The sequence below is a fragment of the Serratia sp. KH_031 genome, from assembly GCF_057839655.1.
Genome location: NZ_CM174496.1, coordinates 1,986,881 through 2,002,447, shown reverse-complemented (window position 1 = coordinate 2,002,447; position 15,567 = coordinate 1,986,881). Strand labels below are relative to the sequence as shown.

15 protein-coding genes are annotated in these 15,567 nt (G+C 51.8%); all 15 read right to left on the bottom strand.

Going from position 1 to position 15,567, the window contains the following annotated elements:
- The 15 genes from AC3ISQ_RS08970 to motA all read right to left on the bottom strand — a co-directional run bounded on the left by AC3ISQ_RS08970 (position 1) and on the right by motA (position 15,446).
- Positions 1-405: a flagellar protein FlhE gene (locus AC3ISQ_RS08970; RefSeq protein WP_489352449.1), complete on the bottom strand. Its 405-nt coding sequence runs from the start codon at positions 403-405 to the stop codon at positions 1-3.
- Positions 405-2,483, bottom strand: coding sequence for a flagellar biosynthesis protein FlhA (gene flhA, locus AC3ISQ_RS08965; RefSeq protein WP_489352448.1), 2,079 nt, complete (start codon positions 2,481-2,483; stop codon positions 405-407). Before flhA ends, AC3ISQ_RS08970 begins: the two co-directional genes overlap by 1 nt.
- Positions 2,476-3,627 (bottom strand): flagellar biosynthesis protein FlhB, encoded by a 1,152-nt coding sequence (gene flhB, locus AC3ISQ_RS08960; protein ID WP_489352446.1) that lies wholly within the window; start codon positions 3,625-3,627, stop codon positions 2,476-2,478. The genes flhA and flhB overlap by 8 nt, the downstream gene beginning before the upstream one ends.
- A 131-nt stretch (positions 3,628-3,758) precedes the next feature.
- Complete coding sequence (vapC, locus tag AC3ISQ_RS08955) at positions 3,759-4,157, bottom strand: type II toxin-antitoxin system tRNA(fMet)-specific endonuclease VapC (RefSeq protein ID WP_489352444.1); 399 nt, start codon at positions 4,155-4,157, stop codon at positions 3,759-3,761.
- Positions 4,157-4,390 (bottom strand): type II toxin-antitoxin system VapB family antitoxin, encoded by a 234-nt coding sequence (vapB, locus tag AC3ISQ_RS08950; protein WP_489352443.1) that lies wholly within the window; start codon positions 4,388-4,390, stop codon positions 4,157-4,159. The genes vapC and vapB overlap by 1 nt, the downstream gene beginning before the upstream one ends.
- Positions 4,391-4,524: 134 nt before the next feature.
- Entirely contained in the window at positions 4,525-5,169 is a 645-nt protein-coding gene (gene cheZ, locus AC3ISQ_RS08945) for a protein phosphatase CheZ (RefSeq protein WP_489352441.1), read from the bottom strand.
- A gap of 9 nt (positions 5,170-5,178) precedes the next feature.
- Positions 5,179-5,568 (bottom strand): chemotaxis response regulator CheY, encoded by a 390-nt coding sequence (gene cheY, locus AC3ISQ_RS08940; protein WP_489352439.1) that lies wholly within the window; start codon positions 5,566-5,568, stop codon positions 5,179-5,181.
- Between the two features lie 71 nt (positions 5,569-5,639).
- Positions 5,640-6,689 carry a protein-glutamate methylesterase/protein-glutamine glutaminase gene (locus AC3ISQ_RS08935; RefSeq protein ID WP_489352437.1) on the bottom strand — a complete coding sequence of 350 codons (1,050 nt, stop codon included), beginning with the start codon at positions 6,687-6,689 and terminating at the stop codon, positions 5,640-5,642.
- Positions 6,689-7,561, bottom strand: coding sequence for a protein-glutamate O-methyltransferase CheR (gene cheR / locus AC3ISQ_RS08930; RefSeq protein WP_489352435.1), 873 nt, complete (start codon positions 7,559-7,561; stop codon positions 6,689-6,691). The genes AC3ISQ_RS08935 and cheR overlap by 1 nt, the downstream gene beginning before the upstream one ends.
- 28 nt (positions 7,562-7,589) lie before the next feature.
- Positions 7,590-9,215: a methyl-accepting chemotaxis protein gene (locus AC3ISQ_RS08925; RefSeq protein ID WP_489352433.1), complete on the bottom strand. Its 1,626-nt coding sequence runs from the start codon at positions 9,213-9,215 to the stop codon at positions 7,590-7,592.
- A gap of 78 nt (positions 9,216-9,293) precedes the next feature.
- The gene (tsr, locus tag AC3ISQ_RS08920) at positions 9,294-10,961 is read right to left on the bottom strand and encodes a methyl-accepting chemotaxis protein (RefSeq protein WP_489352431.1); all 1,668 of its coding nucleotides are present in this window, start codon (positions 10,959-10,961) and stop codon (positions 9,294-9,296) included.
- Positions 10,962-11,120: 159 nt separating this feature from the next.
- A complete protein-coding gene (cheW, locus tag AC3ISQ_RS08915) occupies positions 11,121-11,621 on the bottom strand; it encodes a chemotaxis protein CheW (RefSeq protein ID WP_489352430.1) in 501 nt (166 codons plus the stop codon).
- Positions 11,622-11,642: 21 nt separating this feature from the next.
- Positions 11,643-13,634 (bottom strand): chemotaxis protein CheA, encoded by a 1,992-nt coding sequence (gene cheA / locus AC3ISQ_RS08910; RefSeq protein ID WP_489352428.1) that lies wholly within the window; start codon positions 13,632-13,634, stop codon positions 11,643-11,645.
- 4 nt (positions 13,635-13,638) lie between these two features.
- Positions 13,639-14,562 (bottom strand): flagellar motor protein MotB, encoded by a 924-nt coding sequence (gene motB, locus AC3ISQ_RS08905; RefSeq protein WP_489352426.1) that lies wholly within the window; start codon positions 14,560-14,562, stop codon positions 13,639-13,641.
- Positions 14,559-15,446 carry a flagellar motor stator protein MotA gene (gene motA / locus AC3ISQ_RS08900; RefSeq protein ID WP_489352424.1) on the bottom strand — a complete coding sequence of 296 codons (888 nt, stop codon included), beginning with the start codon at positions 15,444-15,446 and terminating at the stop codon, positions 14,559-14,561. The genes motB and motA overlap by 4 nt, the downstream gene beginning before the upstream one ends.
- Between the last annotated feature and the right edge of the window lie 121 nt (positions 15,447-15,567).

The following is a 15,567-nucleotide window of genomic DNA, read 5'->3' as shown; positions in this document are numbered from 1 at the left end:
TTACTGATAATTAACGATCACCTGATTACTGATCACCCGCAGCGGGGGATTAAGTGCCCCACGTGACTGCACGTAATAAATAAAGCGGAACTCACTGTCGGCTCTTTCCCCTTGCAAACCCTTGCTGCTACCACTGCCGCTGCCCAGCGGCAGGCAACGGTTTACAGTACAAAGTTGAACCTGCAACCCCGCTGGCTCGCCCCCCAGTAATTGGTAACGCCAACTGACACTCGTAATACGTGCATTGGCATCAGGTAATGCGCTAGGAGCCTGCAACGCTAACGACTCGCCGCGTATCCCACCCATGTTTAACGTGACGCCTACGGCATCGGCCACCCAAGAACCCGATACCGCCTGAGCTCCCAGCGGCATCAAAAGAGTTAACCACAAAAGACGTTTAAACATTAGGCAGCTCCGATAGTCGCCGTCATCCGGATTTGGCGATCGTCGTTGATTTCCAGATTCGACAACACCACCATCTGCGGCAGGCTACGGTGCAGGAAGCGCGCCAGCAACGCGCGCAACGCATGATTCACCAATAACACCGGTGGTGCACTGAGCATTTCTTGACGCTGCAATGCTTGTTTTGCCTGATCCAACAGACGATCCGCCAATCCCGGCTCTAGACCACCACCGCCCTGTAATGCTTGCAATAACAAACGCTCAAGCTGAGTATCCAACCCAATAACCTGAATCTCACCATGGCCTGGAAACCACTGCTGAGTAATCGCCCTGCCCAATGCCACACGAACGACTGAGGTTAATTCATAGGGATCGGTCTGAGTTGGCGCATGTTCCGCTAGCGTTTCAACGATGGTGCGCATATCGCGGATCGAAACTTTTTCTGCCAACAAATTTTGCAGCACTTTATGCAGCGTGGTGAGTGTGACAACGCCCGGCACGAAATCTTCCGTCAGTTTCGGCATTTCCTGCGTCACACGATCCAGTAATTGTTGCGTCTCCTGTCGACCAAACAGCTCACTGGAGAATTGACCGATCAAGTGATTGAGATGCGTTGCGACTACTGTACTAGCCTCTACCACAGTAAAGCCTTGAATCTGTGCCTGTTCACGCAATGCGCTATCAATCCATACCGCTTCCAGCCCGAAAGCCGGATCGACAGTTTTATCCCCAGCCAAGGTTCCCGCGGCATTACCAGGGTTAATCGCCAGCCAACGTCCCGGATGCGCTTCGCCACTGCCGATTTCTACCCCTTTCATCAAAATACGGTAGCTAGCGGGCGGTAATTCGAGGTTGTCGCGAATATGTACCACTGGCGGCAAGTAGCCCATATCTTGCGCAAATTTTTTGCGAATACTGCGGATGCGCCCAAGCAGCTCGCCGTTTTGCTGAAAATCGACCATCGGAATCAAACGATAGCCAACCTCCATTCCCAATGGATCTTCCAACTGAACGTCAGACCAACTCGCCTCTACCGCCTGCGGGTTATCTTGCTGCACCACCGGCTCTTGCGCTTTAGCGGGTTGCTGTTCACGGCCGCGTAACCACCAAGCTAATCCTAACAGCGCGGCGGTAAACAGCAGGAATACCAGATTCGGCATCCCCGGCACCAAGCCCAGCAGCCCTAAAACGCTGGCACTGAGCAGCATGACGCGCGGGTTGTTGAACAGTTGCCCCACCATCTGCTCACCGACGTCTTGGTCAGTGGCAACGCGAGTGACAATCACACCCGCAGCGGTTGAAATCACCAAGGCCGGGATCTGTGCTACCAGACCATCACCAATGGTCAGCAAAGTGTAGGTTTCTGCGGCAGAGCCCAGCGCCATACCATGCTGAACCACGCCGACAATCAAACCGCCGACGACGTTCAACACCATGATCATCAAGCCCGCCACGGCATCACCACGCACGAACTTACTGGCACCGTCCATCGAGCCGTAGAAATCGGCTTCCTGAGTCACTTCGGAGCGGCGTTTTTTGGCTTCTTCTTCACCGATTAAACCGGCATTGAGATCGGCGTCGATCGCCATCTGTTTACCCGGCATACCATCCAGAACAAAACGCGCCCCCACTTCGGCGATACGCCCGGCACCTTTGGTGATAACCATAAAGTTGATCAGCACCAAAATGATGAACACCACAATACCGATGGCAAAGTTACCGCCGACCAAGAAGTGGCCGAAGGCTTCAACGACGCGCCCCGCCGCGGCGGAACCGGTATGCCCTTCCATCAAAATGATACGCGTCGACGCCACGTTCAGTGACAGACGCAACAAGGTGGAAAACAGCAGGATGGTTGGGAAGGCGGCAAATTCCAGCGTGCGCTGCGTAAACATCGCCACCAGCAATACCATGATCGACAAGGCAATATTGAAGGTAAATAGTAGATCGAGGACGAAGGCCGGTAACGGCAACACCATCATCGACAGGATCATCAAAATCAGTATCGGGCCAGCCAGCACCTGCCACTGTGTTTCTTTAAAACTGCCCGGCAAACGAAGCAAGGCGGCTAAATTAGCCATCAGAGTTACTTTCTCCAGCAAAATCCAGTGCTTCCGGCACCGGTAAACGTTGAGGTTTTTTCGGGATTAGTCCTCCTTCACGCTGCCAACGACGCAGTTGGTAAACCCAGGCTAAAACTTCAGCCACAGCAGCGTATAAGGTGGTTGGAATATGTTGGCCGATCTCACTATGGCGATACAGCGCACGCGCCAACGGCGGCGCTTCCAACATGGGGATACGGTGTTCGTTACCTAACTCACGAATGCGCAGCGCAATTTCGCCAGCGCCTTTCGCCAACACCTTGGGCGCACTCATTTTTTTATCGTTGTATTGCAAAGCCACCGCATAATGAGTCGGGTTAGTGACGATAACGTCAGCCTTCGGCACATCGGCCATCATACGGCGACGGGCAATAGCACGCTGTTGCTGACGAATACGTCCTTTAACGTGCGGATCGCCCTCTTGTTCTTTGAACTCATCGCGGATGTCTTGCTTGGTCATCTTCAGCTTTTTGAAATGACTCCACAGCTGATAAAAAACGTCGAACGCCACCATCGGTATCAAACCGAGCACTACAAACAGACCGCAATAAATCACCAGTTTTAGCGCCGTTTCCAAGGCATCTAGCGGCGGTTGCGTCACCAAGTGCAGCATCGCCGCCCAGTTGTGCCACAGGTACAACCCCGTCACCCAACCAACCAGCCCGGCTTTCAAAATCCCTTTCAACAACTCCGCCAGCACTTGACTGGAGAATATGCGTTTGAAGCCAGAAATCGGGCTCATGCGTTTCAGATCAAACTTCAGTGATTTGCTGCTAAACAAAATACCGCCCAGCAACATCGGTGAAGCCAGCGCGACCAAAACCAATCCGGCCATAATCGGTAACAGTGCCCACACCGCTTGACGCAGCAACGAACCCAACTGATGCAACATTTGTTTGTCGTTGTTGACCATACCGTGATCGAAGTTCAATCCTCCGCTCACCATCAACGCCAACTGTTGCGCCATATTGCTGCCGGCCATTAATAACAGCGCCAACCCCGTCACCAGCATCAGTACCGATGTTAGCTCGCGCGAACGCGGGATCTGGCCTTCTTCACGTGCCTTTTCCACCCGGTGGGGTGTGGGGGCCTCGCTTTTTTCCAAATCGCTATCTTCAGCCACGAACCTGTTACCTGTGCCGGAAAGGAATAAAATTGCGCCCAGCCTACCGAAAGTGAGCGGGTTTCATTGAGGGAATAACGAAGGGAAATAGGGGTTGTTTGGGGGATGGGTGATATTTCTGAGTCGTTTACTTACAGCCAATTCTCAAGGCGTAAACCATCAACTCGTTCGAATTCACGCAGGTTATTAGTCACTAGAACAAATCCTTCACTGCGCGCATGCCCTGCAATATGCAGATCGTTGACTCCGATAGGCGTTCCTTGCTGTTCTAATACGGCTCGAATATTTCCGTAATGAGCGGCAGCTTTAGCACCGTAATCTATGATATCCAAACGAGAAACAAAGTCCTCAACAGCACGAAGATTGGCCACTGGGCGAGCACTTTTCTCAACGCCGTGCAGCAACTCAGCGTATGTCACTGATGAAATTACCATTTTCCCCGCATGCTGATTAAATCTATCCAACACTTCAATAGGTCGACGTTTGATGACATAAATCACAATGTTGGTATCTAGCATATGGCTAAACATCAGAAACTTTCTCGCTCTGTCTGATACTGTTCAGCTCTTTCTTGCAAAAAGTCATCACTTACCTGATTTTCCGCACTAAAAAAGCTATCCCAGGTATTTTCTACCGGCGACAAAATGCGCTCTTTACCCACTATCCGTATCGTCACTTTAGACACAGTTTCTGGGAAGCGCGCTTCTGAAGGTAAGCGCACCGCTTGAGTACGATTGTTGATAAAAACAGAACCTAATGTCATAAGCCACCTCCTCGGTATTGGTAGCCTAAATTATAAACACTCACACGTATATAGCAATGCTATATACTCGCGATTTTGCGTAACGCTACGCAAGTTTCATCAGAAGGCGCGACCTTACGCCGCGCCCCGAACAATCAAAATCCTAGGCTATCGAGCAGATCATCAACTTGAGCCTGATTGGCGATCACACCCACACCATTTTGGTCGAGTTGTGGGCCGTTAAGCAGGCTGTCGTTAGGCTTTTTCTCTTTTGCTGCCGGTTCTGGGATGTTCTCCATTAAGACCATCAGCAACTGTTTTTCGATCTCCTGCACCACGTCCATCATGCGTTTGATCACCTGACCGGTCAGATCCTGGAAATCCTGCGCCATCATGATTTCCAATAACTGGGCATTGGTGAACGCGGTATGTTCCGGCACTTGATCCAGATATTGGCGGGTATCGGTGACCAGAGCACGGGCATCATCCAGTTCGATCGGGTTGGCAAACCACTCATCCCAGCGCCCTTTCAGCACTTTGGCCTGTGACTCCAACTCCGCCTGTCGTGGCTGCGCGGCTTCGACACAATTGAGCGCACGCTCTGCGGCTTGTGCGGTCATAGTGACCACGTAATCAAGACGATCGCGCGCATCCGGTATTGCTTCTGCCGCCTGGGCGATGGCCTGATCCAGCCCCAACTCACGCATGCTGTCACGCAACATACGGGTCAGATGGCCGATGCGGGAGATGATTTCACCCGCAGTGGCAGCATCGCTGGCAGGCATTGGAATATCTCTCATTGCCCCTCCTTACATAGCCAATTTTTCAAAAATTTTGTTGAGCTTTTCTTCCAGCGTCGCCGCCGTAAAGGGTTTGACGACATAGCCACTGGCACCGGCTTGTGCCGCCGCAATGATGTTTTCTTTTTTGGCTTCCGCCGTCACCATCAGCACTGGCATCGCAGCCAAAGCACCGTCGGCACGGATGGTTTGCAACAGTTCCAGACCATCCATATTTGGCATGTTCCAGTCAGAAACGACAAAGTCGAAGCCGCCTGCGCGCAGTTTATTCAACGCATCTGCACCGTCTTCCGCTTCTTCCACGTTGTTAAAACCAAGTTCTTTCAATAGATTCCTGACGATGCGGCGCATAGTTGAAAAGTCGTCTACCACCAGAAATCTGAGATTCTTATCCGCCATTGTGACTCCTAAAGTCTTGCTCTTATTAAACCCATTACCCCAACAGCCCCACGATGGAACCTGTTGAATGCTTAAATACGTAACGCTTGCCCACCGGCGATTTGCGCTAACATCCGCTGGCTCATGCGATCCAGTTCCACCACTTCGTTAACCCCACCAGTGGCGATCGCCTCACGCGGCATGCCGAATACCACGCAGCTATTTTCGTTCTGCGCCAAGGTGTAGGCTCCGGCTCGATGCATTTCCAACATCCCGACGGCACCGTCATTGCCCATTCCGGTAAGAATGACGCCCACCGCGTTGCGCCCGGCAAATTGCGCTACCGAGCGGAATAACACATCGACCGAAGGACGATGACGGTTAACCGCCGGGCCATCGTGTAATTTCACCTGATAGTTGGCACCGCTACGTGTGAGTTCCATGTGGCGATCCCCCGGTGCAATATAAGCATGCCCCGGCAGGACACGTTCGCCATCCTCTGCCTCTTTCACCGTGATTTGGCAAAGTTTGTTCAACCGCTCGGCAAAGGAGCGAGTGAACCCCGGTGGCATATGCTGTGTAATCAACAGCGCCGGACTGGTGGCTGGCAACGGTTGCAACACCTGACGAATCGCTTCGGTTCCGCCAGTAGATGCGCCGATAGCAATCAATTTTTCACTACTCAGCAATGGCGTATGGCTGAGAATTTGCGGTGCCGGTTCATTAGAACGTTGCGGCAAACGTGCTTTGGCGGCCGTGCGGATTTTATCGGCAATCAGTTCGCTGTAAGCCAACATGCCTTCGCGAATGCCCAATTGTGGTTTAGTGACGAAATCTATTGCCCCCAACTCCAACGCACGCAAGGTAATTTCGGAGCCTTTGCCGGTCAGCGAAGAAACCATTACCACTGGCATTGGCCGCAGGCGCATCAGTTTTTCCAGAAAATCCAATCCATCCATACGCGGCATTTCGACGTCCAACGTCAGCACCTGTGGATTGAATTTTTTGATCAGATCGCGGGCGACCAACGGATCCGGCGCGCTGGCAACCATCTCCATATCGGGGTGGCTATTGACTATCTCGGTCATCAACTGACGCATCAAGGCCGAGTCGTCTACACATAACACTCTGATTTTACTCATCACCTCTCCTTGGTCAGGCCATACACGGTCTGCCCACGCAAGTAGAAATCCCGGCTAATCTGGCTGAAGTTTTCGGAATGACCAGCAAACATCAGGCCACCCGGTTTAAGTAACGGCACAAATCGGCGCAAGATGCGTTCCTGCGTCGGTTTATCAAAATAGATCATCACGTTGCGGCAAAAAATTGCGTCGAATTGCCCCGGCAATGCCCATTCAGGAGCCAGTAAATTTAAGGTCTGAAAGTTCACTCGCCCAGCTAATTCGGGTCGCACTCGCACCAAACCATGGTGTGGCCCCGTGCCGCGTAAGAAATAACGCTGCATCTGAGTTTGCGTCAGGGTGCGTAGATCTTCCTGACGATAAACACCACTTTCAGCAGTCGCCAATACTTGGGTATCAATATCGCTCGCCCATACCTGACTACTGCTCGCGTTATGCCCCAACGCATCACTTAACGTAATTGCGATAGAGTAAGGTTCTTCACCGGTCGAGGCTGCCGTGCTCCATACGCTATAGCCATGAGGACGTGAGCGGGCATGTTCCGCCAAGACAGGAAAGTGATGAGCTTCGCGAAAAAAGGCCGTTAGATTGGTGGTCAACGCATTGATAAATGCCTGCCACTCAGCACTGTTGGGATCACTTTCCAGCAACGCCAGATAACTGCCAAAATCGTTCAGCCCTAACAGACGTAAACGCCGTACCAAACGGTTGTAAACCATCTCACGTTTATGATCTGCCAGGACGATACCTGCGCGTTGGTAAATCAGTTGGCTGATGCGCCGAAAATGGGTATCCGACAGCGGCAATCGTTGTACCATCTGCGCCAGTAACGACGCAGGTTCCCTGTTCAAAGTGGACGGTTCTGGTTTCATACCTGTCCACTCAGAAAAAACAGTCTATTTATGATGTTTGGCAAGCTGGCGCTTCCTTTCCCACAGTTGAAACGACGTCATTGTTGTTATCTGGCGCGCTAAAGTTATCGTCTGCCAGACGGAATACAGCTACCGCATCGGCCAGCGTAATCGCTTGTTCTTCCAGAGTCGCCGCTGCCGAGGCAGATTCCTCCACCAAGGCGGCGTTTTGTTGAGTGACTTGATCCATTTGCGTCACCGCCTGCGAGACTTGTTCAATACCTTTGCTTTGCTCATCGGAAGCTGAGGCGATTTCTTCCATGATATCGGTGACGCGCGTGACCGAGCGCACGATGTCTTGCATGGTGGCACCGGAGTTTTCGACCAACACCGAGCCTTGTTTCACGCGACCGACCGATTCATCGATCAACCCTTTGATTTCTTTAGCTGCTTGAGCACTACGCTGCGCCAGATTGCGAACCTCGCTAGCAACCACGGCAAAACCACGCCCTTGTTCACCTGCACGTGCCGCTTCAACCGCCGCATTCAGCGCCAGAATATTAGTTTGGAAGGCAATACCGTCGATTACGCTGGTAATCGCACCAATCTTCTGCGAACTGTTAGCAATTTCGTGCATGGTGGTGACGACGTCCCCGGCCAACTCGCCACCTTTAGCCGCAGTAGACGAAGTTTCATGTGCCAATAGTGATGCCTGCCGCGCGTTGTCGGCGTTTTGTTTCACCGTCGCAGTCAGTTGCTCCATGCTAGCGGCGGTTTCTTCCAATGAAGCGGCCTGCTGTTCCGTGCGAGAAGAGAGATCGCTGTTACCTTCTGAGATTTCCTGCAAGCCGATCAAAATCGATTCGGCTCCTTCGCGAACCGCGCCGACGGTACCAATCAACGATTGCTGCATTTTTTGCAGGCTGCCAAATAGCTGGCTGATTTCATTACGACCGTAGACTTGGATCGGTGAAGCCAAATCACCTGCGGCGATGCGATCAAAATGGCTGCGCATAATGTTAAGCGGCCCAACCAGCATGTTGCGTAACCACCACATGGCGCTAGCGGTTACGGCTACCAACATCAGCACCGCGCCCGCGACAAACCAGATGGAATAAGAGTAAGAGCGCTGGCTGGATTCCCGCGCCAGATTGATGTTGTCATTGACCAGTTGCAGATATTGGACGAAATCGGCTTCGAACAAATCCTGTGTTTTTTGCGTCGGCTGATCCATAAACGCTTGCAGATCACCCGCTTCTAGGAAGGTGATTAATTCACGCAGGGAGGCGCGTAACCGCTGGTAGCTCGCCTGAGTCGTTTCGGTCAATTGCTGTTCTTGTTCACCATTGCGTGGCACAGCCAAGAACTGGTTGAAATAAAGATCGGCTTTTTGCAGTGAGCTACGTGCGTTGCCCATCAGCGCAGTGACCTGCTCTTGTGGCACTTTCAATGCCGCGCGAGTTCCTGCCCGGTTTAAGGTATTACGCGCCTGTAATAGAGAAACCCAACTGAGGCTTAGCGCATCACGCTGTTGGCTGCCCAGCGTGATTAAATTCAGGTTTTGATTGTCGAAACGAAAAGCGGTATACGACAAACCGCTGGTGGTTAACTGCATAACACAAAAAGTCATCAACAACAGAAACAAACTGGTAGAGATACGGATTCGGTTAAACACGGTAAACCTCCTTGCGGACGTCCAAACGTTGACAAAAAAAAGTAGTCACACCAAGAAGATGTGACTACTCAAGGTCAATCAGAACGTTTCCCAGTTATCTTGCAGATCGCTGGCGTTCATTTTTTTATTTATGGTTGGTGTAATGATTTTGCTATTGACTGGTGTTGATTTAAATTCGCCCAAACCTTCCGCTTTCAGTCGGAATACGGCGACGGATTGCGTCAGGCGACTAGCCTGTTCTTCCAGAGCCGCGGCCGCAGAAGCAGATTCTTCCACCAACGAGGCGTTCTGCTGCGTCACGCGATCCATTTCGGAAACGGCTTGGCCAACCTGATCGATACCGCGACTCTGCTCATCAGAGGCTGAAGCGATCTCACCCATGATGTCGGTGACGCGAGTGACAGCATTAACGATGTCGCCCATGGTTTCACCGGCACTTTCCACCAGCACAGAGCCCATATCGACACGGCTGACGGAGTCTTCGATCAATCCTTTGATTTCTTTGGCTGCTTGCGCGCTACGCTGTGCCAGATTACGCACTTCACCGGCAACCACCGCAAAACCACGGCCTTGTTCACCGGCTCGTGCCGCTTCTACCGCCGCGTTCAGCGCCAGAATGTTGGTTTGGAAAGCAATGCCGTCGATCACACTGGTGATGTCAGCAATTTTTTGCGAACTGCCTGCGATGTCGTGCATGGTTTGCACCACGTTCGCCACTACTTTGCCGCCTTTCTGCGCGGTTTCCGACGCACTCAACGCCAACTGACTGGCTTGACGCGCGTTTTCAGCATTCTGTTTTACCGTGGCGGTTAACTGCTCCATGCTGGCAGCGGTTTCTTCCAGTGAGGCGGCTTGCTGTTCAGTACGAGAAGAGAGATCGTTATTCCCGGCGGCGATTTCAGAAGCACCGCTGTAGATAGCGTCTGCACCGTGGCGCACACCGCTAACGGTTTTGATTAATTCGCCCTGCATGTTTTTCAGGTTCGCGGCCAACATCCCCATTTCATTACGGCCAGCGGCATCGATCGATTGAGTCAGATCGCCTGCGGCAATCTGTTTAATATGATCGATCATGTGATTCAGCGGTTGCACTAGGATTTTATGAATGCCCAGCCATACCAAGACGATAACCGCCAAGACTACCGCTAACACCACACCCAAAGTCCACAGGGCGAAATTGAATGAGTCATTACTGTTGGCAACTGCGTTCAAATACAGTTTGTCGTTCTGAACCAAATAGCTGTTATAGGCCTGTTCAAAACCATCCTGATAACTTTGCGTCGGTTGGTCGAAAAACTCATTGATCTTGCCGCTACCCAATAATTGGATCAGTTCGGACAATGCACCATGCAAAATGGTGTAATTTTGCTTTAATTTTTCAGCCGCTTGCGCGTCTTGGTTGGCATCTTGTGGGATTTGTTCATAGTTGGCGTAATGCTGTTCGGCAACAACGATCGAGCTTTTGGCTACCGCAAGCAGTTCATCCACGGTGGCTCCGCTGCCGATTTTATTGGCATCCATCATGTAACGAATACCCGCGCGGTTTAGAGTATTACGGGTTTGCAGCAGGCCAACCCAACTTTCGTTCAGCTCGGATTGTTGCTGGCGGATGGTTTGTAATACTGTGAAGTTTTCTTTGTCGGTCTTGAGTGCGGTAAAGAACAATCCGCCGGAGACCAATTGCAAGGCACCAAATAGCACCAGTACCAACAATAAGCTGGTGACCACCTTCATACGATTAAGCATTTTTTCCCTTCTTGAGAGCCCAGTCGACAGGCTCTGAGTATGTTGACTGTAGGGGGTATCGGCGCTATGAAGGGAAACTTTAGCCTGCGAGGTCACTATTTTTGGTGGGTACGACTTTCGGCACAGGGGCACCGATTTCGATACCCCAGATGATTAAATTCAGGCGCTTTTCGCGACGTTATCGATCAGCGACATCTCATCACTGCTCAGCAGTTTTTCAATGTCGACCAAGATCAACATACGCTCACCTAGCGAGCCTAAACCGGTGAGATATTCGGTTGCCAGCGTGACGGCAAACTCCGGTGCCGGGCGAATTTGATCGGCGGTCAACGACAGCACGTCGGAAACACCATCCACCACAATGCCCACTACCCGTTGCCCGAAGTTCAGTACGATCACCACGGTGTTCTCATCATACGAAACATCTTGCTGGGCAAACTTCACGCGCAGATCGAGAATCGGCACAATCACACCGCGTAAGTTAGTCACTCCTTTGATAAACGCTGGCGTGTTGGCGATACGCGTGACTTGATCGTAGCCGCGAATCTCCTGCACTTTAAGAATATCGATGCCGTACTCTTCTTCACCCAGTGTAAAAATCAGGAACTCCTGCCCTACCGTTTCGCCAGCCAATTTGCTGACGGTTGCAAGCCCTGCCATGTGCACCTCTTATGTTAATTGTTATGCAGCAACGTCCGTCAGACGTTTTTCGCGGTTCAATGTTTGCAATGCCGATACATCAACGATCAGCGCTACGCTACCATCGCCCAAGATGGTGGCAGCAGAGATACCCGGCACTTTGCGGTAGTTGCTTTCCAAATTCTTCACCACCACCTGATGTTGACCGATCAGTTGATCAACCAGCAGTGCATAGCGGCGACCCGCGCTTTGCAGGATCACCACGATGCCTTGGGTGGCTTCGGTTTTAGCCCCTTCCACATCGAATACTTGATACAACTCAACCAGCGGTAAATACTCTCCGCGCACTTGCAGTACGCGCTCACCACCAGCCAGCGGATGTAAATCCTCTGCTTGCGGTTGTAACGACTCCATCACCGCGTTCAGCGGTAAAATAAACACTTCGTCGTTCACTTTGACCGACATGCCATCGAGGATCGCCAAGGTCAACGGCAGCAGGATGCGGATGGATGTGCCTTTGCCCGCCTGCGAGTGAATTTCAACGTGACCGCCCATCTCCTGAATATTTCTTTTCACTACGTCCATACCGACGCCGCGACCAGAGACGTCCGTGACCTGTTCTGCGGTGGAAAAGCCTGGAGCAAAAATCAGCATACCTACGTCTTCATCGCTCATGCTGTCGCTGACCGGCAACCCTTGCGATAACGCTTTGGCGAGGATTTTTTCACGGTTCAAGCCAGCACCATCGTCGGTCACTTCAATACAGATATTGCCGCCTTGGTGTTCTGCCGACAGGATCAGATTACCGACTTCGGCTTTGCCCGCGGCGACACGCGTGGCGGGATCTTCGATACCGTGATCGAGGCTGTTACGCACCAAGTGAGTCAGCGGGTCGATAATGCGTTCGATCAGGCTCTTATCCAGCTCCGTCGAACTACCTTGCAGAGTCAGCTCGACCTGTTTGTCCAACTTGCTGGCAAGGTCACGTACCAAACGCGGGAAACGGCTGAATACGTATTCCATTGGCATCATGCGGACTGACATCACCGACTCTTGCAAGTCGCGCGCGTTACGCTCTAACTGGCTCATACTATTGAGTAAATCACCATGATTGACCGGGTCTAGCGTGCCGGAACGTTGCGCCAACATGGATTGGGTGATCACCAATTCACCAACCAGATTGATCAACTGATCCACTTTTTCTACCGCCACGCGGATACTGCTGGATTCACTGGCTTTAGCACGGGCTTTGGGTGCTTCTACCGCCGGAGCCGGTTTAGCGACGGGTTCTAATGTAGCCACCGGCAAAACTTCTACTGGTGCAGGAACCGCAGCCGCTTGAACTTCAGGTTGGGCGGCGGTGGCGAAGTGAATCTGTTCCGGTTCCAACACAAAACACAAGACTGCGCTGATATCGTCTTCACTAGCTGAGGTCAGTAAGGTCACTTCCAGACTATTTTCAGTCTGTTGTGGGTTTTTCACCTCACCCAAATTGCCTAGCTCTTCCAGCATTAACGGGATTTCGTTCGGCTTCAGGCCACTCAAACAAATTCGCATCCCGCCGTCGATCGCCGCTGGCGCACTCATCTTCGGAGCCACGGCAAGTTCAGCTTCTGGTGCGGATGCCACTGGCGCATCTTGCTGTGCTTCCAGAGCGAGCTGCCGCAGTGCCTGACAGATGTATTCAAAGCTATCGGCATCAGGTTTTTGTGACGTTTTATAAGCGTCCAATTGCTCCTGCATAATGTCTTTGGTTTCCAGAAACAGGTTGATAATTTCGGTGCTTAGGCTCATTTCCTGGCGCCTTGCACCATCCAGCAGGTTCTCCAGCAGGTGGGTAGTTTCCTGCAATACGGTAAAACCAAAAGTAGCTGCCCCGCCCTTGATTGAGTGAGCCGCGCGGAAAATGGCATTCAGTGGTTCAATATCTGGCGCCAGAGGGTCCAGCTCCAACAGATGTTGCTCCATATCGGCCAGCAGCTCGTCGGCCTCATCGAAAAAGGTCTGATAAAAAGCGCTAATATCCATGCTCACTGGATCACCTCGGTTGTGGCTCGCTGTTAGTTGGAGGAGTTATTGCCTGCACAGGCAGCTGTTTCAATGCCTCTGGTTGACCTATTTCGGTGGCGTTACTTTCCGCATTTTCATGTTCAATGCTTTGTTGAGTCTCTTTATTCAGCACTAACACGGTAATCCGACGGTTAATCGCATCATCCGCACTGCGCTGTTTCAGGCTCATGCTGGATGCCATGCCAACCACACGCAGCACTTTGCCTTCGGACAGCCCACCCGCGATCAATTCGCGGCGTGAAGCATTGGCACGATCGGCAGAGAGCTCCCAGTTACTGTAGTAGCGCTCACCGGTGGCATAAGGCATGTCATCGGTATGGCCTGATAAGCTGATTTTATTGGGTAAGTCGTTCAAGATCGGCGCAATTGCCCGCAAGATATCACGCATGTAACTTTCGACTTGCGCGCTGCCGGTTTTAAACATCGGGCGATTCTGGCTATCAATAATCTGAATGCGTAACCCTTCATCCATCATGCTGATCAACAAATGTGGCCGCAACGCTTTCAGACGTGGGTCGGATTCAATCAATTCATCCAGTTTCTCGCGCAGCTTATTCAAACGCAGTTCTTCCGCGCGCTTTTCTGCCGAGTCCACCTGCTTTTTCACTAACCCTTCTTGCTGGGTTGGATCGTCGCCACCGCCGGGAATAGGGCTACTTTCAGAGCTGCTTTTATTGCCCGTCGTCAGTGCAACTTTCAGTGGGGTACGAAAATACTCGGCGATCTGCGTTAACTCTTGCGGGCTGGCGATGGCCAATAACCACATCACCAGAAAGAAGGCCATCATGGCAGTCATAAAGTCGGCATAGGCAATTTTCCACGAACCACCGTGGTGTGCGGCGTGATGCGCTTTACGCTTTCTGACCAAGATGACCGGATGGTTCCGTTTCATGCTTCTTCTTCCGTTGGCTGTTGTGCCGGCGCTTTAACTCGGCGCACATGCTCTTCCAGTTCAACGAAGGATGGACGTTCGGTGGTGTACAACGTTTTGCGACCAAATTCGACCGCGATTTGTGGCGCATATCCATTCAAGCTCGACAGCAATGTCACTTTGATGCACTGCATCATCTTGACGTTTTCTGCGCTTTTCTGGCGCAACAACGTGGCTAACGGTGAAATAAAACCATACGCCAACAAAATACCAAGGAAGGTGCCCACCATCGCATTGGCGATCAAGGCGCCCAGCTCCGCGGCTGGTCGGTCAGCCGATGCCAACGCGTGAACGACACCCATCACTGCCGCGACAATACCGAAAGCAGGCAACGAATCCCCCACCATCGCCAAACTGCCGGCGGGAACTTCACTCTCCTGCTCGAACGTCTCGATCTCTTCGTCCATCAGCGCTTCGATTTCGAACGCATTCATATTGCCACTCACCATTAACCGCAAATAGTCGGTAATAAATTCCACCAAGGTGTTATCGGCAAGGATGCGGGGATAATTAGAGAAAATTTCACTTTCTTGTGGATTATCGATATCAAACTCGAGGGACAACATGCCTTGTTGACGTGATTTGGCCAGTAAGCGGAACAGCAGCGCCATCAGATCCATATACAGATCTTTGTTGTATTTTGAACGGCGCATCAGTTTTGGCAGTGCACGCAGAGTGGATTTGATCGCCTTGCCATTATTGCCGACGATAAATGCCCCAATCCCTGCGCCACCGATAATCAAAAACTCTGCCGGTTGATAGAGCGCACCTAGGTGACCACCAACAATCAAGTAGCCGCCAAATACCGCGCCAAGTACCACGAGATAACCCAAAATGACTAACACACGCATTCCTTAAATTGACAAGAGGATAGAAGGAAGGATAAGCGCGCGATGGCAGCGAGGGCACAGTCAGTCGCTGTGCCCTACGTTTCACGAGTTGTTAATCTCAGTCAGCCCAAAAATC